The sequence below is a fragment of the Collinsella sp. TF11-5AC genome (assembly GCF_003436775.1).
Taxonomy (GTDB): Bacteria; Actinomycetota; Coriobacteriia; order Coriobacteriales; family Coriobacteriaceae; genus Collinsella.
Genome location: NZ_QSQO01000006.1, coordinates 48,126 through 72,311 on the forward strand (window position 1 = coordinate 48,126; position 24,186 = coordinate 72,311).

Below are 24,186 nucleotides of genomic sequence, written 5' to 3' on the forward strand. Positions count from 1 at the left end.
CTATCGTGGGACAGCTCACGTAGATTAAGGCCCCGTCGCGGGGCGCCCCATACATAGAAAGCGAGAACCCATGGCACTGACAGGAGCCCAGGTCAAGCAGCTTCGCAGCATGGCCCATCACCTCAACCCCGCCATCATCATCGGTAAGTCCGATGTCAACGAGGGCACCGTCGAGCAGACGGTCGCCTACCTGGAGAAGCACGAACTCGTTAAGTGCTCCGTGCTCGATGGCTCCAGTCTTTCCGCCCGCGAGGCCGCCGAAGAGCTCTCCGAGCGTTGCCACGCCGAGGTCGTCCAGGTCATCGGCCGCAAGTTCTCGCTGTATCGCGAGTCCTCGCGCAAGGACATCGAGAAGATCAAGCTCGTCTAAGAGCCAATGATCCGGCGAGCCAACACATAGCAAGCTTACGGGTGCCCAAGTACTTCGGGCGCCCGTTTTTTATCGCTCGACCAGCACGCGATTGAGCCGCCCCTCCACCAAGCGCTCGTATAGACGCCGCGTCTCGGGCTCGGGCACGCCATTGACCTGCTCCCTCAGATGGTGCATATGCCCGCTGTACAGCTCGACGATATCGCGCCGCCGCCCCGCCGCACTGTAGACGCGCATGGCGCAGCGCACCATATCCTCACGCGCTGTTTCCTGCCGAAGCCCCGACTCCGCCAGCCAAATCGCCGACTGCAGATCGTTTTCTTCTAGAGCGGCATTTGCTCCCTTAATCATGCAATCGATGAACTTTGACTGCATAATGCGTCGCATACGCAAAAAGTAGGTGGGGTTACAGCCATTGGGAACATACAGCGGCCCGGCATAAAGCTGCTCAATCTTAAGGCACAGCTCAACTAAATGGGGCCCGCGCGCACCCGTGCGATTTCCCAAAACCTCGCGGCTTATCTGGTCAAACAGCCGTACATCGGTCTTGACGTAGTCGCCGTTGAGTCCGATGCATTCATTTTGGATGAGCACACACGACTTGCCATCCGGCGTCGGTCCCAAAGCCGACCGCAAGCGCGATATCGTCGAGTACAGGTTGTTGCGGGCGCTATTGAACTCGGCATGGGGCCACAACTCCATGGCCAGCGTCTCACGATCGACGAGCGCATCCATGCCCAGCGCAAGCCGCTCGGCAAGTGTCGCCGCCTTCTTGCGGCGCCACATTTTGTCCGTGATGGGAAACCCGTCGCGCTCAGCGCGAAACGCACCAAACATGCGAATCTCGATATGGTCAATGGTATCAACGGCTTCAACCTCGCCGGCCTGGAACAGGCGCTCGCCCTCCCCTTCCAAATCGTCGCGCAGCGAGTACCGCGACAGCTCGCGCACGGGAAGCTTCTTGCGAATCCTGGTCGCCGGCTCGCCCAGACAATGCATGGCAAGGCGCGCAAAGAGCCGATACGATGGCTCCAGAATCCCCGCACGATTCATGGACATCCAGGCCGCAAGATCGCTGTCTCGGCCCGCACAGGCCAAATGCAGCGCCACCATCCAGGCCTCCGCTCCACCAACCTGCGTCTGGCTTATATCGAGCAACTCCGCTTCCTCACGCACCGAAACCATCGAGGTGTTACGCAGATACGCCGCGCGCTCCAACAGCAATGCGTTATCGCGCATGTACGCAATCGACTCCTCGGCAAGTTTGAGCACTTGGACCGCACGGAACTTTGCATTAACCGGCCGTCCCTCTGCCAGCGACTGCCAGCCTTCTAGCAACAGGCCAAACAGCTGAATCTGGTTGTCGCGTATGCGCACGGCAAAACGATCGAGCTCGTTGAATGCCGCGTCGTCGGTTACCGGCAAGCCGGAAAGGAGCCGCCGTGCCGCCAACACCATGCGCACCCAGATAGCCATCGCCTTGAGCCCACGTACGTCGAGCGCCTCCCGCACCACCGTCATCTCGTCGTCGCGCTCGTCGGTTCCCGCAAACGACCCGTCAAAAAGCTCCACCAGCATGCTGTCGGCCCGTATAACAATCCCCGCGATGTCGAGCTCGCAGTCGTAGGCCTTGCTCGTTTTGAGCTGCTGTAGAACGCCGCCGTCATCTCCCCGCTCGGTCAGGCAGCGCTTGACCTCGATATGCGCGGACAACATATCGAGTGCGGTATGGGATGTCTCGATTTCTGGCACGGTCAGGTTCGTAGGAAGCCCAAGCCCGTTGTCCCCATAGCAAACAGCCGTCAGTGTCTGGGCCACCCTCCATGAAACAGGGTCTATTTCGCAGGCCGCCCGTTCGCCCCCGCGCTCGATGACCGATGCCATATAGCGAGCGAGCTTTGTATTGGACACGCTGACCGCTGCCAGATATACGCCAAGCGCCTCGGCAGGCGTTGGCTCTGGAGCCGGATCCTCGGCATCGATCGTGCCCAGCGCTGCTCGGCAGATATCGGCCCCCGTGCCCCGTCAGAGCCAGATCGACCCCATACTGCCCAGCAAGTTCAAGGACCGCATCACGGTCCAAAAAAGCGTCCGCCAGGCCCATCGCCGCATCGCATCGGCCCGCCTTAAGCAAAATCCGGGCCGCCCTCGGAACAAGTTCGGGGCGAACCTCGGCCACCAACTTACGCAAGCGCAAGCGTCCGTTATCCTCCGTGCCCAGACACGTAAAACTCCGCTCGGCGGGGTCCAAGCCAAAGATCGGGTAGTCGCGTACGAAGTAGGACTGGTCGACCATCGATAGCCTCACCCCGCAAGCCTCGAGTTCTGCGATATTGCCCTCGCCCATCAAAATCATGAGACATGCCACGCAAAACAGTGCATTATTGTCGAGCGAAGCCAGGTCGACAAGTGCCGCGCCATATACGTTGACAATCTCGTTTTCGAGCAGACCGGCTACGTCGCCTTGGCCATACAGACCCGTCTGCAATGCCGAAACGAGCTCGGGCACGCCCTGCGTGAGCTGATAAAAGTCGAGCGATGTGCTGATCGAAAACGCCGATGCCCACGCCGAATACTCATAGGCATGCACCTTGAGCATCTGCGCATTGATCTTAACCGAATCGCCCAGCCCATGAATCAGTTGACGATTTGAAGGACGGCAGGAGATAAAGACCCCCACCCCCATAGCGCGCAGGCCGCGAATCCTGTCGATGAGGTCTTCGGTATCGTGCTGATCGAGGTTTGGCACATTATCAATCGCGATAAGGGAGTGCGGTTTGTCTTTGAGTTCTTCGGTAACCACCTCGAGCTGCATAAACACCTCGCGCCCAGTGGCGCGATCGGCCTCGATAATCCGCACGGGGCCTCGCGTCGGGTCGCATTTAACCTCATGGGTGTACTGCAGCAGCACCGAGGTCTTCCCAAACCCGTCGGGCGCATAAAGAACCACGATGCCGGCCTTTCGGCCCTTGGCGAGAAGCTCATTCATCAAGCGTTCGCGTCGCACCATATAGCCACCGCCCAGCGGCATCAGCTCGAGGTCGTCCATACTGCCCAAATCGTTTACCATGCCCGCTCCTCAACTCGACCGTATGGACACTGTAACCGCAAGACCATACAAGCCGCGCTATGAATAGAGCGACCTTGTGTTCTAGGTTGTCTTTTGGTACGCAAGCGGCAAGTTTTTGTACAGCGAGGGCCGATTGTTATTAATCCCCCGACTAATCGGTCTTTAAGCAGGTAAATGAGCTTGTCAGCTTGTCCCATCTAAGCGGCAGTGTAACGCAAATGAACAAGGTTCAGCTATGTCATTCAACTCGCCTAGCACCCGCTACCGTCTACGACCTTTTAGTGGCATTTTTGCATAGAATCTGGTATGGAATGAATCAAGCTGTTGGGCATCCGGCATTCGTCAAGCTTGCGGCAAGATTTTGGTCAAGCGGGCGGAGAGGGATAACAAAAAGGCCCCCGCAAAGCGGAGGCCTTAGGCAAGGCTATGTCGAGATGCAGGATTCGCGCTACTCGCAGAGCGAAAGGGCGGCCTCGTCGGCAACGACAACGCAGTTGGTGTGCAGCTGCAGGATCGAAGCCGGGCACGCGGGCGTAACCGGACCATAGCACATGTCATGCACGGCCTGAGCCTTGACCTCGCCGTTGGCGACGACTAGGATCATGCGGGCATACATGATGGTCTGGGTACCCATGGTGTAGGCCTGACGGGGAACATCGTCGATGCTGTCGAACAGGCGGCTGTTGGCCTGAATGGTGCTCTCGGTGAGGTCGACGCAGTGCGTGCCCTTGGAGAAGTGGTCATCGGGCTCGTTGAAACCGATGTGGCCGTTGTTGCCAATGCCGAGCAGCTGCAGATCCGGGTAACCGGCGGCGGCGACGATCTTGTCGTACTCAGAGCAGGCAGCGGCGGCGTCGGGGTTGGAACCGTCGGGCACATGCGTGTTGTTCAGGTCGATGTTGATGTGATCGAAGAAGTTCTCACGCATGAAGTAGTGATAGCTCTGGGGATCGTCGTGCGAAAGGCCGCGATACTCGTCCAGGTTGTAGGTGCTGACCTCGGCAAAGTCGACGTCGCCCTTCTCGTACCAAGCAGCGAGCTGCTTGTAGGCACCGATCGGGGTGGAGCCGGTGGCAAGACCCAGCACGCAATCGGGCTTGAGGATAACCTGCGCCGAGATAATATTGGCGGCCTTGCGGCTCATATCCTCGTAGTCTTTAGCTTTAATGATCTTCATTACGCGTCCTTTCTCGTACAAGAGAGGCAAGGCTCCCCTTACAAGCACTTGCCCGCGGCCCGCGTCGGCCGCAACCAACGTGTGCGGCCACCAGGGCGAGGTCGCGTAATGTATGTGTCTCGTGTCTAGCCGCGTCGAGGCCCCTGCCCGTCCACGGTGACCCAAAGCCGTTTAGCTTCGGACAAATCCCATCTTGCCACGGAGGGCGCCCTCTTTCAAGGGCGCCCTCCATAAACGTGTTTGAATTGTAGGCTAATGGCCACGTGCACTTGCTAGCGTTCGCGAGCAACGATGAGCTGGTCCATCTCTTCGACATGCGCACCAACGGAGCCCTTGATACTCGAGAACTCAACGGAGTTGCACACCAAGATGGGAACCGTCACATCGTAGCCCTCGGCAGCAATTGCCTCGCGATCGAACTCGATGAGCACGTCACCCTTATGGACGACATCGCCCACCTGTGCATGCACGCTAAAATGCTTGCCCTCAAGCTGAACAGTGTCCAAACCAACGTGGATCAGCACGTCTAGGCCATCGACCGTGTTGAGCGCAACGGCGTGACCCGTGGGAAAAATGGCCTCGACCTTGGCGTCTGCCGGCGCAATCACACGCGTGCCGGTAGGCTGAATCGCCACGCCCTGGCCCAAAAGGCCGGTGGCAAACGTCTGGTCGTTTACCTCGGAGAGCGGAATGACGTCGCCCGAGATGGGAGCATCCAGCGTAAGAACTCGTCCACGCATACCAAAAGACCTTAGGACTTTAGTGAACATGCTCCCCCTCGGACATACCAATCAATCAAAATAGCTTTAACAGTTTACCACTTGGCACCCGTTTTTGACCATTAGGGAAGTTCGCGCTTGACAACCTCGACGATGTCGTCGACAACACGCTGAGTGAGCTCGTGCGTCTCCGCCTCGGCCATAACACGGACCAGCGGCTCGGTACCGCTCGGGCGCACCAGAATGCGGCCGCGGCCGTCAAGCTCCTTCTCGGCGGCAGCGACGGCGTCCCAAATGGGCTGGCATTCGTCCAGGCCGGCCTTGTTGTCGGAATGCACGTTGACGAGTACCTGCGGGTACTTCTTCATGATGCCGGCAAGATCGGTGAGGGTACGACCGGTGCGCTTGAGCACGGCCAGCAGCTGCAGAGCCGTCACCAGGCCGTCACCGGTGGTGTTGTGCTCCAGGAAGATGATGTGGCCGGACTGCTCGCCGCCGATGACGGCGCCATCCGCGAGCATACGCTCCAGAACGTAGCGGTCGCCCACGGCGGTCTGAACCATCTCGAAGCCCTGCTCCTTCATAGCGATGGAGAAGCCCAAGTTGCACATGACGGTCGAGACGATCTCGGAGTTGGCGAGCTTGCCGCGGGCGGCGAGGTCAGAACCGCAGATAGCCAGGATGTAGTCACCGTCGATCTCATTGCCCTCGCTGTCCACGAACAGCACGCGATCGGCGTCGCCGTCGTGGGCCAGGCCGATATCGGCGTGGGTGCGCAGCACGAGCTCGCGCAGGGGCTCAAGGTGAGTGGAGCCGCACTCAACGTTAATGTCAGTGCCGCAGTAATCGGTGTTGATAGCGTGCACCGTGGCGCCCAGGCGCTGCAGCGCGGCGGGCGTAGTCTGGCAAGAAGCGCCGTGGCCGCAGTCGACGGCAACGACTAGGCCATCGAGCCTCAGGCCGTCGAGCGTATCGATGGCATGATCGACATATGCCTTGCGAGCGTCCTTCATCTTGATAATGTGGCCCACGCCGGCGCCGGTCGGCAACGTGTCGGCAGCCATGGCCTCCTCGGACATGACCCAGGCGCTGATCTCTTCCTCAACCGCGTCGGGAAGCTTCATGCCCTTGCGGCTAAAGAACTTGATGCCGTTGAACTCCGGCGGATTGTGCGAAGCAGAGATGACGATGCCGCCGTCGAGCTCGTTCTGGACGGTGAGCAGCGCCACGGCAGGCGTGGGGATGACGCCGCAGCAGTGCGGACGGCCGCCCTCGGCCATGATGCCGGCGGTCAGAGCGCTCTCGAGCATGGTGCCCGAAAGACGCGTGTCGCGGCCGACGCAGATATCCGGACCAAGAAACTTGGTCGCCGCGCGGCCCAGGCGAAACGCAAGGTCGCACGAGAGGTCGGCATTGGCGACGCCACGGACGCCGTCGGTACCGAAGATGTTCTGGGGCATAGGATCGCTCCTTCCCTAGCAGGCGATATGCAACCGCCCACGCTAGTCGAAAAAGAAAAGCGGGACCCGCCGAGGAATCGGCAGGCCCCGCTTGTACATTGTATCTCGAAAGGAGATAAAACCTTAGCGCTTGGAGAACTGGGGAGCGCGGCGGGCCTTCTTGAGGCCGTACTTCTTGCGCTCGACCACGCGAGCATCGCGCGTAAGGAAACCGGCCTTCTTGAGGTCAGCACGGTAGTCGCCAGCGTTCAGAAGAGCGCGAGCGATGCCCAGGCGCAGAGCGCCGGACTGACCGGAGATGCCGCCGCCATCGCACAGAGCGATAACGTCGAACTGACCGGCGGTGTCGGTCACCTTGAAGGGAGCAAGGGCGTTCTCAACGAGCTGATGACGGCCGAAATACTGCTCGGCGTCACGCTTGTTGATGGTCACCTTGCCGGTGCCGGGGACGAGACGGACGCGGGCGACGGCGTTCTTACGACGACCGGTACCCTGGTAGACAACGGTGTTCTCAGCCATCTTTAAGCCTCCAGCTCAATCTTCGTGGGGTTCTGGGCAGCGTGCGGATGCTCGGCACCAGCGTAGACCTTAAGCTTGGTCATCTGGGCACGGCCGAGGGTGGTCTTGGGCAGCATACCGCGAACGGCGCGCTCGATGACCTTCTCCGGGTGCTTCTCCATAGCCTGGCGGAAGCTCTCAGCCTTGAGGCCGCCGTTGTAGCCGCTGTGGCGATAATAGGTCTTCGTGTCGGCCTTGTTACCGGTAAGCTGGACCTTATCGGCGTTGATGACGACAACGAAGTCGCCGCAGTCGCTGTTGGGCGTGAACTGAGGCTTGTTCTTACCGCGCAGGATCATTGCGATCTGGGTGGCAAGACGGCCCAGGACAGCACCATCGGCGTCGACGAGAACCCAGTTGCGCTGGACCTCGCCCTGCTTGGCGTAGTGAGTCGATTTCGAAATCACTTAGACTCCTCCATGTACAGTACGTGTTGTTACAGAGATTCACGGGGCTCTGCAAGTAACCCGTCCATATTACCCCGCTCGCCGTACGAGTCAACAGGTATTTTGGCTCCGACCAGAGTTTCTGCACATGTCATCCACGAGCCGTGACGTTGCAGCGCTAGCGCTCAACAAACTCCTGGATCTCCGCGAGCAAACGCTTTGCCTCCTGGCGACCCTGAATATACAGATCGAGCAGCTTTACTGGATCATGCTCGACATGGCCGACCTCGACCGGCTTTTGCGGAGCGACGACCAACGCGCGGCCATCGCGCTCATACTTCCACAGGTGCATGCGCTGGAGGTTATAGCGGTCGTGGCGCGTCTCGATAGCCTCGAGCAGATAGGGGTAGTCAGCATAACGGGCGCGCGCCGCCGGCAAAAACTCGTAGGGCTTTTTCTCATACGAGCGGTCCTGGGTGACGATGACGACCGCACGGTCGAAGCCCGCCTCCTCGAGCACATGCTCGATAGGAACCGAATCGGCCACGCCGCCGTCGACGTATTTGTGCCCGTCAATCTCGACCGGCGGCGTCACCAGCGGCAGCGACGTCGAGGCGCGCACGGCGTCGAGGTCGAGCACGGCGCTTTTGACCGGCAGGTAGGCAGCGGTTCCAAACAGCATGTCCGTCGCGACGGCGTACATCTCGATAGGGCTGGCGTCGAACGTCTCGTTATCAAAAGGATCCAGGCGGTCCTGGACGTCGTTGAAGATAAAGTCGTAACCCACGATGGAACCCGTGGACGCAAACGACGCGGCGCCCATGTAGCGGCTGTCGTTGCAGAAGGTCAAATTGACTCGGTTGGTGCGGCCGATCTGGTGCGACTTGTAGTTGACGCCGTTGAGCGCACCGGCCGAGACGCCGTACACCGCCGGAATTTCGACACCGGCCTCCATGAGAACGTCGAGCACGCCGGCGGTAAACTGCCCACGAAAACTGCCGCCCTCCAAGACGAGCGCGACCTTGCCGGCGTTCTTTGCCTTATCTTCTGCAGTCATATTGACCTCCTGCGATTGCGTTTTGACTTTCTTCTACCCAGTTTTGGGATGGAGGGCGCATGGGTTTTGGAGTTGAGGGGGCGGCTGGCGGAAAGCGCGTCCCGTTCTGAGGGGCGATTCCGGGATGCGCTTTCCACCTGGGTTGCCATGGGGAAAGCATGTCCCACTCTACGGCTCGATTCCGGGTCGCAGCTTCCACTTGAGGCGTCATCCGGAAAATGTATCCCATTCCGAGCTTAGATTCCGGGATGCGGTTTCCGCCTGGGCTGCCATTGGGAAAGCGCGTCCCACTCTGCGTCACTGAGGCGTTTTCTTTACGCCCGCGCCCTGCATAGAGTTCGATTCTCCGCGGGTGGGGGAATCCGTTGGTGCTGGGCATGGCTAGCTGAAATACCATCGGCAGCACATCTGTTTTGGGTTGGGGCTTTGCGCGGAGAATCCGCGTGTTTGCTTCGCGAACACGCACCGGCTTCGGCCGCCTGCCGGCGTCCTCGCCCGCGGGCTAAAAACGCTTACGCGTTTTCTTTACGTTCGCGCCCTGCACAGAGTTCGATTCTCCGCGGTACGGGCTAGAAATGAAAAGGCAGGTAGATACGAATATCTACCTGCCTGTAACTATTGGTGGAGGCGCGGAGAATCGAACTCCGGTCCACGAAAGCCCCCTGATTGGCATCTCCAAGCTCAGTCGCTGGTTTAGTCTCGGACGCTTTGCGCGCAGCGACACGCTCGCAGCATCCCAACCGGTTCGATCTTAGCCTGCGCCATACCGATTACGTGCGCAGGAGCATTCCCCTAACATGACGTCGCGCCGGTGTCGGGGAAATCACCGGGTTGACGCGCCGCTATAAATTAAGCAGCGAGAGCCATAGGCTCAAAAGAAGAGTTGTTGTCAATTCAATTTGACGGTACCCCTGTTTAACGAGGCGAGGAGACCTCGGCTTGCTTCCTCTCTCAGAGCTATCGTGTCGAAACCAGTCGCCCCCGAATGTCGGGAAAGTCTGGATGGTATCGGGCCTGCAAACACCCGATAACCGTCGACTTTTCAAGGAACATACGGGGCGAGCCCCGCTTGTGGAGTGTTATCTTACCACGTTCTGAAAGCGGACAGCTGTTCTATGCACGAGCTGTGAAGACCCCAATGTGCGCCGCACTTCGCACTTTTGTTACCGATCGCGTCACGTATATTTTCGCCAAGCAAAATTGACCCGTCGAAAGGACCGTTATGGATACCAAGCAGCAACTCGTCAATGCCCTCGCAGGCCTGGGCTCAACCATTACCGAAGCTATGGATGTCATCGAGGGCTTTGTCCCCTGCGGACATCCCGCCCTCACGGTATCGAACGCACTCGTCGCGCTGGACGTTGACGATGATGCAGCTCTCACTCAGCAGCTTGAGACCGTCGAGGGCTTTATCGACCACGTGAGTGAGAACCGCGGCGTAGCCGCCTACCACGGTATCGAGGTCGAGCTCGCGGGTCCCAAGGCCGATCTGTTCGCAGCAATCCGCGAGGTAGGCGCCCTTATGCAGACCGCAGGCGTCAAGAACACCCAGGTCAACGAGTGGGTCTACCGCAGCCTGGCAGCACTCGATAGCTCCAACGAAAAGGCAGCCGAGCAGCTCGCAGAAAGTCCCGCCATTAAGGCCGAGCTTTTGTAAATAGCAGACGCGGGCCCCTTGGCGCATCGTCGTCCAAGAGGCCCGCAAACAGTTTGCGTCAACCGATAGCCGCGCGGCCGCGTTCGGCCAAAACCAGAATCGGCATCATTTGGCGCGGGGTCTTTGCTGCAAGATCGGCATGTTCGAGCAGCTTGCGATCGTTGGTCACCAAGTAATCGACCTGCGCGCGCTTGCACGCGGCGAGCACCAAGTTGTCCTCGTAATCGCGATGGAACGCTAAGTATTTGTCAGCCAGCCAAAGGTCCGACGCATCTGCACCCACAGCCGTGGCGTTTTCGGTCATGTTCCGAACAAACGCCAGCGCCGCATCGCCAATCGCGCGGGCAGAAGCCTCGTCGAGCGCTCCCCCGCTGGCAAGAACGCTACGCTTCAGTTCGTGCTGTACAACGTACAGCACGTCCTTAGCGGTATGCACCGGGAAGAACAGCAGCGCACGCGTCTCCGTCGCCCGCCCAATAAACGCACGCGCGGCAAGCGACTCGGCATGGTCGACGCAAAACGAATCGACCCAAACGTTGGCATCCACCATGATCTTAAGAGGGGCTCCGCTCACAGGATCATCCCCTTTTGGCGATAGCGATCGTCCATGGTCTCGGAATAGATTGTGTCCCAATCGCGATCGTCGGATACGGGCGACGTATCGATACCCAGGTCCGCGTAAAGCTGATCCGCCACCGCCCATGATGCGGCGAACGGCGTATCGGGTGCGACGGTCTGCTGCCGGTCGTCGACGGCCGCAAGCACTTCCTCGCACGAACCACCGCCCTGCGCGACCTTGGCCACCACCTTTTTGATGAGCTCGGGCAGTGACCTGCCCGAAAGCTGCAGCGCTTCCTCGGCGCGCTCTTTAACCGAGCGATCTACGCGAACATTCACCTGCGCCATGCCGCTAACAGCACCCACGTCGATCCCGCTCCCTTCAATTGCTAGCCCTGCTAGCAACACTATATAGATAAGCTAGCACATGGTCAAATGCAAAAGGCCTGCGCCCGGACGACACCGATGCCGTCTGGGCGCAGGCCAGATAACGTGGGCGAACACGTCTGCTAACGCAGGTACGCCTTCGCGTTGCTCAGACTGTAGGCAATCGTCGAGCCGTTGTGCAGCAGTGACGACGTCTGCGGAGTGATCATGCCGGTAATGCCCAGTGCCAACAGCGCTGAGTTAGTGAGCATTACCTTAGAATAGGAGCTCGTCAGACGATCAACGAGGCCCTGGCTCATGCGGCGCAGGCGCACGATCGCGGCCAGATCCGTATCGGTCAGGATGATATCGGCGACCTCCTTGGCGATGTCGCTTCCACCACCCATCGCCAGTCCCACGTCGGCCAAACCGAGCGCCGGCGAATCGTTGACGCCGTCGCCCACCATGGCAACGTGGCGCCCCTCGCCCTTAATGCGCTCCACATACGCGTACTTGTCCTCGGGCAGCAGCTCGGCCTTAAATTCGTCGACACCTGCTTCGCGAGCAATGCGCTCGGCCGTGCGCTCCGAGTCGCCCGTGAGCATGACCACGTGCTTAACGCCCAACGCGTGCAGGTCGGCGATGGCCTCGCGGACCCCGGGCTTAAGCGGGTCCTCGATACCGAGCACGCCCACAACGGTGCCGTCGACCGCCAGATACAGCGGCGACAGCCCCTGCATCTGGGACTCAATGCGTTCCTTGATGTCGGACTCGAGCTGCGCGCCCTCGTCCTCAAATACAAAGTGCGCGGAACCGATGATGGCGCGACGCCCTTCAATGGACGAAGCGATGCCGTGCGCCACGATGTACTCGACGGCGGCATGGCGCTCGCGGTGCTCGAGCCCGCGCTCGCGTGCCGCATTGACCACGGCGCGTGCCACCGGATGCGGGAAATGCTCCTCCAAGCAAGCGGAAAGGCGCAGGATCTCGTCCTCGCCCCAGCCATCGGTCGTGAGCACGCAAGCTAGACGCGGCTGTGCCTCGGTGAGCGTGCCGGTCTTATCAAACACAATGGTGTCGGCCTTGGCAAACGACTCAAAGTACTTCGCGCCCTTTACCATGACGCCCATCTTGGCAGCATCGCTCATGGCAGTCATGACGGCGACGGAACCCGTGAGCTTGAGTGCGCACGAGTAGTCGACCATCAGCGCCGCTGAGGTCTTGATGAGGCTGCGGGTGGTAAGCGCAACCAGACCCGCGAGCAGGAAGTTCCACGGGACGATCTTGTTGGCGAGGTCTTCCATGTGCGACTGGCCCTCGGACTTGAGCGAGTCGGCCGTCTGCACGAGTGAGACAATCGAGCGCAGCTTGGTCTGTGCCGTGTTGGCGCGCACGCGCACCAGGATACTGCCGTCCTCCACGACGGTGCCGGCGAACACGTCGTCGCCCACGCTGCGCTCGACGGCAAGCGGCTCGCCGGTCAGGGTCGCCTGGTTGACCATGGCGCTCCCCTGCTCGACAACACCGTCGATGCAAATGGACATGCCAGTGCGTACGGCGACCAGATCGCCGGGCTCAAGCTCGGTGGCGGCAACGCTCACCTCGGTGTCGCCGACCACTTTTTGTGCCTTATCAGGCACGTCGAGCAGCGAGTTGATGAGCTCGTTTTCGCTCATGGCGCGGGTGTAGTCCTCGAGCAATTCGCCCACATTGAGCAGGAACATCGTCTGGCCCGCGGTGTCGACATCACGCTTGACGAACGAAATGCCGATGGCCGAAGCGTCGAGCACGGGAACGGTCAGGCGCGGCTGCGCCAGCTCATGAAGGGCAGCGCGCAAAAATGCCATGTAACCGGCCACGACAAACACCGCACGCAGGGGCGTGGGCAAAAACCATCGGCGCGCATAGTGGGCGCCGACAAGCGTGGCAAGATCCATAACGAGCTTGTGCTTGCGCGGCTCAAGCTGCATCACGTAACCCGTCTTTGCGTCGGCAATGGCCTGAGCGTCGAGCGCACCGACGGCGGCCAGCACGGCATCGCGACACGGCTCGTCATATTCGAGCGCTAACTGGCCAATACGGCCATAGACGCGTACCTTGTGCACGCCGTCGATATCGCCGCTGAGCTTAAGAAGTGCATCGAGATCGCTCTCTGGCACAGGACCCGCCAATTGAAGACGGGTCCTGCCGGGGATCTCGCTGATAATCGAGAATCTCATAGTTTGTGCCTGGGAGCGTTACTCTGCTGCCTCGTCAGCAGCGGCCTCGCTCTGGGTGATGTAGGCCGCCTCGGCAACCATGTCGTCGACATTAGCCTTGGCCTGCTCGACCATGTCCTGGTAGCCGTTCTTGATGCGCATACCGCACGCAATACCCTGCACGCAGGCATTCTTGACCGGAGCGCTGGTAAGCAGCTTGATGCCGGCCGTGCCAAGCAGAAAACCGCCACCGACAAGCAGGGTATTGAACGTCGACTTCTTCATGTTGCTTCTCCCTTTTGCCGCATTGGACGCGGCATGGTGCCTCAGCACCCGAGTAAACAAGTTTGCTCGAGCACGCTTTTGAAATATCTCAATTTTATCTAACTATCTAGGTCAGCCATGGCTAACCTTTTGAAAACTAACGATGCGGAGTAACCGATTGTCAATGTGAGAAAGGGACTGTCCCTTTGCCCCTTCTTACAACTGCCAGGTAGCTGCTTCCTTTTGCAGCGCCACCATGCGGGCGAATTCTCCACCTGCCGCCTTGAGCTGCGCCGGAGTGCCCTGCTCGGCAACCACACCATCCTTGAGTACAACGATTTTGTCGGCATTTTCCACCGTACGCATACGGTGGGCAATAACGATAACCGTCTTGCCTGCGAGCAGGCGGGAGAGCGCCTGCTGCACCACGGTCTCGTTCTCCACATCTAAACTCGCCGTCGCCTCGTCCAGCAACACGATCGGCGCGTCTTTGAGCAGCGCGCGGGCGATAGAGATGCGCTGGCGCTCACCGCCGGACAGCTTGGAGCCGTTCTCGCCGATCATGGTGTCATAGCCCTGCGGCATGCGGCTCACAAACTCGTCGCAGTTGGCGGCACGCGCGGCAGCAAGCACTTCCTCATCGGTGGCATCGCGACGACCAAGACGGATGTTTCCCATCACCGTGTCGTCAAAGAGCAGCACGTCTTGGAACACAATGGCGTAGTCGCGCAGCAACACCTCGGGATCCACGCTCGCAACATCCACGCCGCCCACGGTGACCGTGCCTTCGGTGGCGTCCCAAAAGCGCGCGGCCAGGCGGCTCACCGTGGACTTACCGGAGCCCGAAGGACCGACCAGTGCCGTGACCTCGCCTTCCTTGGCGGTAAAGCTCACATCGGTAAGAACTTTCTCGCCGGCGCGGCCGTCCTCGCCCGCACCATAGCCAAATGCCACATGATCGAACACCACATCGTGGCCCACGGGCTCAAACTGCTCGCTGCCCCGCGCCACGGGCTCTTCCATGATGGAACGCATGCGCTTGGCCGACGACTCGGCGGCAAACAGCTCGGACATCAGCATCAGTGCCTGATCGAAGGGCGCATAGATGCGGCTCACCATGAGCAGGAAGGCAAACATCATCAAAAAGTCGACCTGGCCGGAGGCGACCATCGCAGCGCCCGTGACCAACGTAGTGGCAATCCCCAGGCGCAGGATGGCAAAGGCGGAGTTGACCAAAAGCCCATTGGCGAGCTCGCCCTTGGTGGTCTCGCGCTCCTCGGCATCGATCACGGCGTTGAGCCCCTCAAGATAATGAGCCTCCTGGTTGGTGGCGCGGATCTCGCGCACGCAGTCGAGCGTCTCCTGGATCGCCTCGGTAACCTTGACCTTCTCGGCACGCACATGGTCGAACACCGGGATCATGGGGCCGCGCGTCAGATACAGCACGGCAAAGGCCACGGGAACGCTCCAAAACGCCGCAATCGCCAGCTGCCAGCAAAAGAACAGCGACGCCACGAACACAATGACGCTTGCGATGATGGCACCCCAAAGCTCTCCCAGCACGTGGCTGTAGGCGTGCTCCATGGCCTGGACGTCACCCATGATGGTCTCGGTTAAATCGGCCAGATCACGACGACCAAAAAACGACAGCGGCAGTTTGCGCAAGCGCTCGGCAATCTCCATACGCTGCTTGCCGCACTCCTCGTAAAAGATGCAGTAGGTGTAGTAATACTGCTGCCAGTTAGAGGCAAAGAGCAACACGAAAAAGACCAGGAGGCCGCCCACAATCGGCAGGACATCCGGCAGGTCGGCACCGGTGGCGAGATGTTCGACAAAACCGGCCATGACCAGAAACAATAAGCCCATGCCGGCCATGGTAATGAGATTGGTGAGCGCGGTCCAGAAAATGCCGCGTTTTACGCCGGCGACGCCTTTATCGGATAGGAAGTACTTCTTTTGGAATGAGGCGAACATTTAGGCCTCGCCTCCCTTCGTGACGGCGGCATCCGCGGCAGCAGTGATCTTCCAGCTCGCGGCCTGTTCGTATTCGGCCCACATCTTGGCGTATAGACCGTTTTGGGACAGCAGCTCGGCATGGGTGCCAGCCTCCTGCACGCTACCTTGGTTGAGCACCACGATCTTGTTGGCCCCCACTACAGTCGAGAGTCGGTGCGCAATCATAATGACCGTGCGACCCGCCGCCAGCTTGCTAAAGGCGCGCTGGATGAGTGCCTCGTTCTCGGGATCCGCAAACGCGGTAGCCTCGTCGAGTACCACGATAGGCGCGTCCTTAAGGATTGCGCGGGCGAGCGCCACGCGCTGGACCTCGCCGCCCGAAAGGTACGCCCCGCCGGCGCCGAGCATGGTGTCGATGCCCTGCGGGAGCTTGGCCACGATATCGTCGCACTGAGCTGCGGAGAGGGCCGCACGCACTTCGTCGTCAGTGGCCGTAGGCTTGGAGGCGCGCACGTTATCGGCAAGTGTTTGCCGGAACAGCTGGTTGGTCTGAAACACAAAGGCGACCTGGTCCATGAGCTCGTGCGGATCCATGTCGCGAACGTCTACGCCGCCCACGAGCACACGACCCAAGGAAACATCCCAAAAACGCGGGATCAGGCTGGCGCAGGTCGACTTACCGCCGCCCGAGGGACCAACCAACGCAAGGGTGCTACCTGCGGGAACGCTAAAGCTCACATGATCGACGGCAGGCGCCTCAGCACCCTCGTAGATAAAGCTCACGTCCTCAAAGCGCACATCGCTGCCAGCGGGGTGCTTGGGTTGCGCGGGCACGGAGAGCTGCTTGGAATCCATAACGCTTCGGATGCGAGCCAGCGAATCAGCACTCATCTGAGACGCCTCGCCCACAAACATAAGCTTGGTCATGGCCGTCGGCACCACGGCCGAAAAGATCGCGTAAAACGTAAAATTGACCATAAAGTGCGCGAAGTCCGTCTCGCCCGGCGCCAGCAGCAGCGCCACAGGCAAAAGAAATGCCACAAGGCCGTTGAGCGCAGTAAGGTTGAGCACCTGCGGACCCCGGCAAAACGTGCCCGCATAGTTTTGCGCCATGTCGGCGTATTCGGCGATCGCATCGTGGAAAGCCTTAAAGGAGTAGACCGTCTGCTGGAACACCTTGACCACGGGGATGCCGCGTACGTATTCGGTACCGGTCTTGTTCATCTTGACCAGCGCGCCCATGTAAGCCTTCATAAACTCGGCGCCCTTGCCGCTCATCATGGTGGCCATGGCGCAAAACGAAACGACGACCGAGATTAAGCATGCCGCGCCCAAACGCCAATCGAGGGCGAAAAGCAGCACGAGCAGGCCCACGACCATGGCGGTGGCGCCGGCGATGTCGGGCAGCATGTGCGCGAGCAGCGTCTCAGTGGAGGCGGCGCAGCCGTCTACGATACGGCGCAGCTCACCGGTGGCGTGCGTGTCAAAGTAGCCGAGCGGCAGCTTAAGCAGATGCTCGCTCGTAGCCTTGCGGATATTGGACGCGCAGCGAAACGCGGACAGGTGCGTGCACATGAGTCCCACGAAATAGACCACGATGCTCGCCAGGGCAAAACCCACAGCCCACCAACCATACATCGCGATGTCGGTAGCCTCGCTCCAGTTGGGCGCCACGGCGATAAGATCTCGCGCTACAAGCCAGATGCACACGTACGGGCCAAAGCCCAGCAGCTGCGAGAGCGCCGAGAGGGCCATGCCCAAATACGTTAGGAATTTACGTTCATCGGCATATGCAAGCAGCTCGCCGATGCCGCCACCTTCCTTTTTTGATCCCTTTGCCATGAGATTCCTTTCTAACGGCTTGAGAGTTAACCGTAAGAAACTTATCATTGGCGTGTTAGCCGAGGCACACAATCGAGCCAGGCGTGGACGTTTCCGCAAAGGAAGGGGACGCTTTTGAAAATGCGGCGGGCAGCAACCGATATAACCGAGCTCTACGCACCGCAGTTTGAGCAGTTTGGCCTGCAACTTTCCGGCAAGGGCACCGTCTTTACCGGTGAGGTGGCAAACGATCGGGCGCACGGACGCGCATGGATCATGCCCCTCTCCCCCACTTGCATCGTCATGGAGCATTTCATTACCCCGATGCACAACATGCACCTAGCCGAATACACGCCCGAACCGTACGCGTGCGTGAGCGAGGTCAGCGCGCCCACGCTCATGTGCATGCCCGAAGCCGGCATAACGCCTGCGAACCTCAAGCCGCTGCGTGGGCCGTGGCCGAGCAGCGCAGTCTGCAGCTTTATCCAAGACAGCTGCGGCGAGGAGCTAAGCCCGCTGTTTGCAGGGCAACTCTATCACTCACGCTCGGTGCTCTTTTTGCCTGGATATTTTGACGAACTGGAGCACCGCTATCCCACCGAGTTCGCAGGGGTCTTTGAGGCGTTTGCCGAGCCATGGCACGAGGAAGCGACGTCTGCCATCTGCCACACGCTGCGCCGGATTAACGAGGAACGCGCCCGCACCGTAGGCGGACACGTCTATATGCAAGGCATCGTGGAGACCATGGTCGCGGAGCTCGCCTGTTCGCGCGCGGCCCACAAGCAGGCGCAGCAGGCGGCAGACACACGCGCCAGCGTGACCATTGCCGAAGAAGCAACGGCAATGATTGAGCGCGCGCTCGACAAAGGCAGACGTGTGGGTATCAACGAGGTAGCCGAGAGGCTCTACACAAGCCGCTCCAAGCTATGCGCCACCTTTAAGGCCCAAACTGGCGAGTCCCTGGGCGCCTACATTCGCAGACGCCGTATGGAGCGAGCACAGGACCTTTTGGCCGATAGCGCGCTCACGATAGCGCAGGTGGCAGAGCGTCTAGGCTACCCTCAGCAGGCCGCCTTCGCCCAAGCCTTCAAGCAACACACCGGCACCACCCCCACCGCTTGGCGCTCCCAACATATATAAAGAATGAAGGCGCCAACGGCACCCTCATTCATCAAATTAAATTCAGCCCCGCCTGACCCGAACGGCCGAGTCGTCACGGAACCGAGGGGCCGGGCGCAGGGCCTTGCCTCTCAATGAGTTCCGCACGAACAGGAGGCGCCAGTGGCGCCTCCGTCGTGAGTCAGGACTGTCCGAAATTGAGAGGCAAGGCCCTGCGCCCGGCCCCTCGATTCCCGTTTACGAGAGCGACGTTCTCAGCAACTCGTTGAAGAGCTTCGGGTTACCCTTGCCGCGGCTCGCCTTCATACACTGGCCCACCAAAAAGCCGATGACCTTCTGGTTGCCGTCACGATACTGCTGCACCTGATCGGCACAGTTAGCCAGCACCTCGTCCACGATCGGTTGCAGCGCGCCGGCATCGCTCACCTGACGCATGCCGCGCTCGTCGACGATCTTGTTGGGATCGTCACCGGTCTGGGCCATGGCCTCAAAGACCTCGTGCGCCTGGTTGGAGCTGATGGCGTCGGTCGCCAGCAGCTTAGCCAGCGCTGCCACCTGAGCCGGCGCGATGCCGGACTCGGCGAGCGACACGCCCGCGCCCTTAAGGTAGGCGATCATCTCGTTCACCAGCAAGTTTGCGACCGTCTGGGCTTCCTTGCCGGCCATACCGGCAGCGGCGGCCTCAAAGAAGTCGGCAAACTCCGGGTCGCCGGCAATCTGCTCGGCGTCGGCCGTCTTAATACCAAAGTCGGCCTCAAAACGGGCGCGCTTGGCATCGGGCAGCTCGGGAATCTCGCCACGGCAGCGGTCGATGAACTCGTCATCCAAATCGAACGGCGCCAGGTCGGGATCGGGGAACAGACGATAGTCGTCGGCCGTCTCCTTCACACGCATGACCACGGTGCGCTTGCGGCTGGGCTCCCAGTGGCGGGTCTCCTGATAGATGATGCCGCCCTCCTCGAGCACCTCAGCCTGGCGGCAGATCTCGTAGGCAAGGCCGTCATGCAGGCTCTTAAACGAGTTGAGGTTCTTGAGCTCGGTCTTGGTGCCTAACTTGGTCTCGCCGCGGCGGCGCAGCGACACGTTGCCGTCGCAGCGCATGGAGCCCTTCTCCATGGAGCAGTCCGAAATGCCCAGCGTCACAAAAATGCGACGGAGCTTCTCCATAAACAGGCGAGCCTCCTCGGGCGTGCGCAGGTCGGGCTCGGTGACGAGCTCGATCAGCGGCGTACCGCAGCGGTTGTAGTCGACGAGCGACTCGGCAGCGGCGGTAATGCGGCCCTCGGCGCCGCCCACGTGCACCATCTTGGCGGCGTCCTCCTCCATGTGGATGCGCAGGATGCGGATGGGCACCGTGTAGGAACCGTCCTCGCGGCGCTCGGGCATCTGCAGGTTGGACGCATCGTAGCTAGCCAGGTGACCGGCGCGCTGGTTACCCTCGCGCATGGTCGACGTCATGGACGTGGACAGGCCCTCGGCGTTGGCCGAAGCGCTCGCCAGACTCTGGGCCTCGGCCTCGCCAAACGCGCAGTCGGGGCGCTCGGCGGCACCGCGACCGGTCACGTCCAGGTCCAGGTGGCCGTACATGGCAAAGGCGACCGGACCCTGCGTGGTCTGGAAGTTCTTGGCCATATCGGGATAGAAGTAGTGCTTGCGGTAGAACATCGAGTGGCGCTGAATCTCGCAGTTGGTGGCGAGACCGGCCTTGACGATGCTCTCGATGGCGCGCTTGTTGGGCACCGGCAGGGCGCCGGGCAGGCCCAGACACACCGGGCACACGTTGGCGTTGGGCTCGTCATCGTGGCTGAGCTTGCAGTTGCAGAACATCTTGGTATCGAGTGCGGTGAGCTCGGTATGGATCTCCAGGCCGATCACGGCCTCCCAATCCTGCAGGACCTCGGAAAGCTCCTTCATTACAGCTCGCCTCCCTTCCCGGCAAAATCGGGCGCGACGGAAAGCGCGGACGCACCCGTGGCGGCATCGGCAAAGCCGCGCTCCAGGGCGCGGGCAAACGTGAGCAGCTGACGGTCCTTAAAGGCCGGACCCACCAACTGGGCAGAAACGGGCAGTTGAGTGTCCTCGCCCAGGCCCAGCGGCACCGAGATACCACCGTTGCCGCAAATGTTGAGCGAGATGGTGTACAGATCGGAGAGGTACATCTGCGTGGGGTCGCTGATCTCGCCAAACTTAAAGGCCGTGCGCGGCGAGGCGGGCATGAGGATGGTATCCACCTTGGCATACGCGGCATCGTAGTCCTGCGTGATGAGCGTGCGGGCCTTTTGCGCAGCGTAGTAGTACTTGTCGTACACGCCCGAGCTCAGCAGGTAGGCGCCGAGCATCTGGCGGCGCTTGGCCTCGGCGCCAAAACCGTGGGCGCGCGAAAGCGAACTCTGGTCGGACAGGTTGGCGCAGCCCTCCTCCTGGTAGCCGTAGCGAATGCCGTCGAAACGGGCCAGGTTGGAGAATGCCTCGGCCGGGCCGATGACGTAGTAGGCGGCGATGGCGGCGTCCAGGTGCGGCAGGTCGACCTCGACCAGCTCGGCACCCTGGTTCTGCAGCTCCTGGGCGGCGCGCTGAACAGCGGCCTTGACCTCGGGCGTCAGGCCCTCGGCCTCCATAAACGCGGGGATGATGCCCACGCGCTTGCCCTCGATGCTGTCGTTGAGATGCTCGGTAAAGTCGACGGCGCAGTCCTGGCTGGTGCAGTCGTACGGATCGTGCCCCGCGCCGGTAAGCGCGTTCATGGCCAGCGCGACATCCTCGACCGTGCGGCCAAAGGGGCCCACCTGGTCGAGCGACGAGCCAAAGGCGACCACGCCGTAACGGCTCACGGCGCCATACGTGGGCTTAAAGCCCACCACGCCGCACAGCGACGCCGGCTGGCGAATGGAGCCGCCAGTGTCCGAACCCAGCGAGAGCGCGACCTCGCCCGCGGCGACGGCGGCAGCGGAACCGCCCGAGGAGCCGCCGGGCACGCGCTCGGTATCCCAAGGATTGTTGGTGCGGTGGAACGCCGAACTCTCGGTGGAGCTGCCGAAGGCAAACTCATCCATGTTGGCCTTGCCCATGGGCAGGCAGCCGGCATCGAGCATGCGCTGGACGCAGGTGGCGGTGTAGACGCTCTGGTAGTCCTCGAGCATGAGGGAAGCGCAGGTGGTGCGCGTGCCCACGAGGTTCATGTTGTCCTTGATGGCCAGCGGCACGCCCGCGAGCGGGGGCAGAGCCTCGCCGGCGGCGCGGCGGGCGTCGATTTTGGCAGCAGCCTCAAGCGCGAGCTCGGGCGCCACCTGCAGGAATGCCTGGACCCCGCCCTCACGCGCCTCGATGGCGGCAAGGGAGGCCTGGGCCACCTCGGTAGCGGTAAAGTCGCCGGCGGCAACGCCCGCGGCGATCTGGGCGGCGGTAAGGGAATCGAAGCTCTGCGCCATTACTCGCTCTCCCCCTCTCCCAAAATGGACGGCACGCGGAAGTAGCGGTCGCGCGCGCTGCCGGCGTTTTCGAGCGCAACGTCGAGCGGCAGGTCGCGCTCGGGCTCGCGCAGGTCATCGCCCATCACGTTGGACAGGCTTCCGATGGGATGGAACGTGGGCTCCACGTCGGGCAAGTCATATTGCAAGACGGGCTCGAGCATCTGGACGGCGTCGTTCATGTAGGACGTCATCTGGGCGAGCTCGTCATCGGTCAGTGCGATCTTTGCGTACTCGGCGATGCCGCGCACGTCTTTCTCGCTGAGTGCCATAGGCGCTCCCTTCCGCATAACAGTTAAACCGCTCTAGTATACAGGGCAACGCCGCTTGGAGCAGGTGCTTTACCCAAATGCAGCGAAAACGTAACGAGGGCGGCGGTTGGCAGGCTGCGGGCTGGCGGTTCTGCAGCGAAACTGTCCCGCCCACAGCTAAAACCGCGTCACCCACAACGAAAGCCATCCCGACCGCAACGAAAAGCATCACAACATTCGACGCTTTTCGCCAAAAACGAGATTTTTATCGAATGTTGTGATGGTTTGGAAATCCCGACCACCACAGAGGTGCCTGTCCCCATTGTGGCGGTTCTGAAGAATGTCCTATGCCGAGGCTTTAGCCTTGCGGTGCTTGCGGACCGCGTGGATCACGATGTCCAGCAGCAACAGCACAATGGCTACGACCACGATGAGCACGGCAAACTCGCGCTTGCCCCAGTGGCGGCCGGCCAGTGATTTTTGCTTGTCGACGTCCTTCTTGTTGTACTTGGTGCGCACGCAATGCACCAGCAGGCGATGGTCGTTCACGCCGTAGGGCGTGCAGGTGACGAGCGTCACCTTGTCGGCGCCGGGCTCGATGGTCAGCGACTCCATCTCCTCGGGCAGCACCACCTCGGAGTCCACCATCTTATAGGCGAGCGTCTTGTTCATGGTGTGCAGCAGCACCAGGTCGCCGGGCTCCAGCGAGTGGATGTCGTCGAACATGCTCAGGTTGCGCATGCCCGAGTGCGCGGTGAGTACGCAATGCGTCGAGGCGCCGCCCACCGGCAGGCTCGTGCCCTCCAGGTGGCCGACGCCGGCCATAAGGACTTCCTCGCTCGTGCCGTGGTAGATGGGCATGCTCACGTCGATGGAGGGGATCTCGACCCAGCTCATCATGGGGTCGCGGTCAAAGATGAGCTGCTGAGCGTAGGGCTCAATCTGGTCGGCGGGGAGCTCGGTGGCCTCGCCCGCCAGCTGCTCGTTAAAGGAGCGAGCCTGGAGCAGAATGCGCTCGCGCTCCTCGGCAGATAGCGCGTCCACGGTGCTGGACACCGTGCTGATTTGGTTGAACACGCCCGAGGCCTCGAGCCGGTCCAAAATCCACGGCCAGGTCATAAGGCCCACGCCAATAAGGATGATGACGATGGTGATGAGACGGTCTGCCCAGCGCGGCAGTCGCTTGCGACGGCGCTTGGGCTTTGGTTGAGGTTTGGGCTGAGGGCTTGAGCCGCCGTTGTCCGCGGCGTTATTGCTCTTCATATGTTTGGCGCCCTGCACCATCGCCGGTCACTCCTCTACAACTCAAGTTGTCTAAACAAATAATAGCCGATTCGCGAGCTCGTACGCCGGACAACGCAGCTCAGCGGCATTGCGCAGCGCGAGCATGAGCCCACATTTGAGTTTTCAAAATGTCCCGAATCGGCGGGGCGATTCGGGATACAATGTCAACAGAAAACGACGCACCCCGCGTAAGTACTTAGGAGCGCGGGCAGCCTAGTTTTCAGCTTTAGTTAAATGCCCGGGATCCGACCCCCGGGCATTCTTATTTGCGCTTGCGGCGCAAATGCCTTCTACCGTCCGCACCGCGCGTGCGCCTACGGACCTTAATCCGAACCTCATACGAGTCAAGAAACGCGATGACGAACGTACCCGCATCGGACGGTGGAGGCTGGCTGCGTTATCCCAAAAAACGGGGCAGAATCCAGTGCGGAGTCTGCCCCGAAAAGAA

21 protein-coding genes and 1 other RNA gene are annotated in these 24,186 nt (G+C 60.8%); 3 read left to right on the forward strand and 19 right to left on the reverse strand.

Translation table 11 applies throughout. From position 1 onward, the window contains the following. The first annotated feature begins 70 nt into the window (after window positions 1-70). Complete coding sequence (locus tag DXD16_RS04365) at window positions 71-370, forward strand: YhbY family RNA-binding protein (RefSeq protein WP_117563618.1); 300 nt, start codon at window positions 71-73, stop codon at window positions 368-370. Window positions 371-439: 69 nt separating this feature from the next. On the opposite strand, the gene DXD16_RS04370 is transcribed toward DXD16_RS04365, so the two are convergent. The 9 genes from DXD16_RS04370 to ssrA all read right to left on the reverse strand — a co-directional run bounded on the left by DXD16_RS04370 (window position 440) and on the right by ssrA (window position 9,780). Beyond that, on the reverse strand, window positions 440-2,122 hold the full coding sequence (locus tag DXD16_RS04370) for a BTAD domain-containing putative transcriptional regulator (protein WP_158551547.1): 1,683 nt from the start codon (window positions 2,120-2,122) through the stop codon (window positions 440-442). Beyond that, on the reverse strand, window positions 2,034-3,440 hold the full coding sequence (locus tag DXD16_RS10295; protein ID WP_158551550.1) for a hypothetical protein: 1,407 nt from the start codon (window positions 3,438-3,440) through the stop codon (window positions 2,034-2,036). The genes DXD16_RS04370 and DXD16_RS10295 overlap by 89 nt, the downstream gene beginning before the upstream one ends. 448 nt (window positions 3,441-3,888) lie before the next feature. Beyond that, window positions 3,889-4,617 carry a glucosamine-6-phosphate deaminase gene (gene nagB, locus DXD16_RS04375; protein WP_117655233.1) on the reverse strand — a complete coding sequence of 243 codons (729 nt, stop codon included), beginning with the start codon at window positions 4,615-4,617 and terminating at the stop codon, window positions 3,889-3,891. Between the two features lie 272 nt (window positions 4,618-4,889). Further along, window positions 4,890-5,357, reverse strand: a complete 468-nt coding sequence (locus DXD16_RS04380) for a PTS glucose transporter subunit IIA (protein WP_316242586.1) — start codon at window positions 5,355-5,357, stop codon at window positions 4,890-4,892. Window positions 5,358-5,458: 101 nt separating this feature from the next. Next, a complete protein-coding gene (glmM, locus tag DXD16_RS04385) occupies window positions 5,459-6,796 on the reverse strand; it encodes a phosphoglucosamine mutase (RefSeq protein WP_117655234.1) in 1,338 nt (445 codons plus the stop codon). Window positions 6,797-6,919: 123 nt separating this feature from the next. After that, the gene (rpsI, locus tag DXD16_RS04390) at window positions 6,920-7,315 is read right to left on the reverse strand and encodes a 30S ribosomal protein S9 (protein ID WP_022094634.1); all 396 of its coding nucleotides are present in this window, start codon (window positions 7,313-7,315) and stop codon (window positions 6,920-6,922) included. 2 nt (window positions 7,316-7,317) lie between these two features. Continuing rightward, window positions 7,318-7,761, reverse strand: coding sequence for a 50S ribosomal protein L13 (gene rplM / locus DXD16_RS04395; RefSeq protein ID WP_022094635.1), 444 nt, complete (start codon window positions 7,759-7,761; stop codon window positions 7,318-7,320). A gap of 157 nt (window positions 7,762-7,918) precedes the next feature. Further along, entirely contained in the window at window positions 7,919-8,797 is an 879-nt protein-coding gene (locus DXD16_RS04400) for a patatin family protein (protein WP_117655235.1), read from the reverse strand. Between the two features lie 619 nt (window positions 8,798-9,416). Then, window positions 9,417-9,780: a transfer-messenger RNA gene (gene ssrA / locus DXD16_RS04405) on the reverse strand. 239 nt (window positions 9,781-10,019) lie between these two features. On the opposite strand from ssrA, the gene DXD16_RS04410 reads away from it, so the two are divergent. Next, window positions 10,020-10,454 carry a hypothetical protein gene (locus DXD16_RS04410; RefSeq protein WP_117655236.1) on the forward strand — a complete coding sequence of 145 codons (435 nt, stop codon included), beginning with the start codon at window positions 10,020-10,022 and terminating at the stop codon, window positions 10,452-10,454. Window positions 10,455-10,512: 58 nt separating this feature from the next. Here DXD16_RS04410 and DXD16_RS04415 read toward each other — a convergent pair whose 3' ends face one another. The 6 genes from DXD16_RS04415 to DXD16_RS04435 form a co-directional block, all read right to left on the reverse strand. Then, entirely contained in the window at window positions 10,513-11,028 is a 516-nt protein-coding gene (locus DXD16_RS04415; RefSeq protein ID WP_158551553.1) for a PIN domain-containing protein, read from the reverse strand. After that, window positions 11,025-11,378 (reverse strand): hypothetical protein, encoded by a 354-nt coding sequence (locus DXD16_RS10300; RefSeq protein WP_158551556.1) that lies wholly within the window; start codon window positions 11,376-11,378, stop codon window positions 11,025-11,027. The genes DXD16_RS04415 and DXD16_RS10300 overlap by 4 nt, the downstream gene beginning before the upstream one ends. A gap of 143 nt (window positions 11,379-11,521) precedes the next feature. Then, on the reverse strand, window positions 11,522-13,537 hold the full coding sequence (locus DXD16_RS04420; RefSeq protein WP_233502610.1) for a heavy metal translocating P-type ATPase: 2,016 nt from the start codon (window positions 13,535-13,537) through the stop codon (window positions 11,522-11,524). A gap of 78 nt (window positions 13,538-13,615) precedes the next feature. Beyond that, window positions 13,616-13,861 carry a DUF6110 family protein gene (locus tag DXD16_RS04425; RefSeq protein ID WP_055250999.1) on the reverse strand — a complete coding sequence of 82 codons (246 nt, stop codon included), beginning with the start codon at window positions 13,859-13,861 and terminating at the stop codon, window positions 13,616-13,618. Between the two features lie 195 nt (window positions 13,862-14,056). Then, the gene (locus tag DXD16_RS04430) at window positions 14,057-15,814 is read right to left on the reverse strand and encodes an ABC transporter ATP-binding protein (protein WP_117655239.1); all 1,758 of its coding nucleotides are present in this window, start codon (window positions 15,812-15,814) and stop codon (window positions 14,057-14,059) included. Continuing rightward, window positions 15,815-17,638 (reverse strand): ABC transporter ATP-binding protein, encoded by a 1,824-nt coding sequence (locus tag DXD16_RS04435; protein WP_199408102.1) that lies wholly within the window; start codon window positions 17,636-17,638, stop codon window positions 15,815-15,817. A gap of 120 nt (window positions 17,639-17,758) precedes the next feature. On the opposite strand from DXD16_RS04435, the gene DXD16_RS04440 reads away from it, so the two are divergent. Next, window positions 17,759-18,757 (forward strand): AraC family transcriptional regulator, encoded by a 999-nt coding sequence (locus DXD16_RS04440; protein WP_117655240.1) that lies wholly within the window; start codon window positions 17,759-17,761, stop codon window positions 18,755-18,757. 216 nt (window positions 18,758-18,973) lie between these two features. Here the strand turns inward: DXD16_RS04440 and gatB are convergent, their stop codons facing one another. The 4 genes from gatB to DXD16_RS04460 all read right to left on the reverse strand — a co-directional run bounded on the left by gatB (window position 18,974) and on the right by DXD16_RS04460 (window position 23,717). Beyond that, window positions 18,974-20,650: an Asp-tRNA(Asn)/Glu-tRNA(Gln) amidotransferase subunit GatB gene (gene gatB, locus DXD16_RS04445; RefSeq protein WP_117655241.1), complete on the reverse strand. Its 1,677-nt coding sequence runs from the start codon at window positions 20,648-20,650 to the stop codon at window positions 18,974-18,976. Next, on the reverse strand, window positions 20,650-22,164 hold the full coding sequence (gene gatA / locus DXD16_RS04450) for an Asp-tRNA(Asn)/Glu-tRNA(Gln) amidotransferase subunit GatA (protein ID WP_117655242.1): 1,515 nt from the start codon (window positions 22,162-22,164) through the stop codon (window positions 20,650-20,652). Before gatA ends, gatB begins: the two co-directional genes overlap by 1 nt. After that, on the reverse strand, window positions 22,164-22,475 hold the full coding sequence (gene gatC / locus DXD16_RS04455) for an Asp-tRNA(Asn)/Glu-tRNA(Gln) amidotransferase subunit GatC (protein ID WP_035136890.1): 312 nt from the start codon (window positions 22,473-22,475) through the stop codon (window positions 22,164-22,166). Before gatC ends, gatA begins: the two co-directional genes overlap by 1 nt. Window positions 22,476-22,799: 324 nt before the next feature. Then, a complete protein-coding gene (locus DXD16_RS04460) occupies window positions 22,800-23,717 on the reverse strand; it encodes a class C sortase (RefSeq protein ID WP_158551562.1) in 918 nt (305 codons plus the stop codon). Window positions 23,718-24,186: the final 469 nt, after the last annotated feature.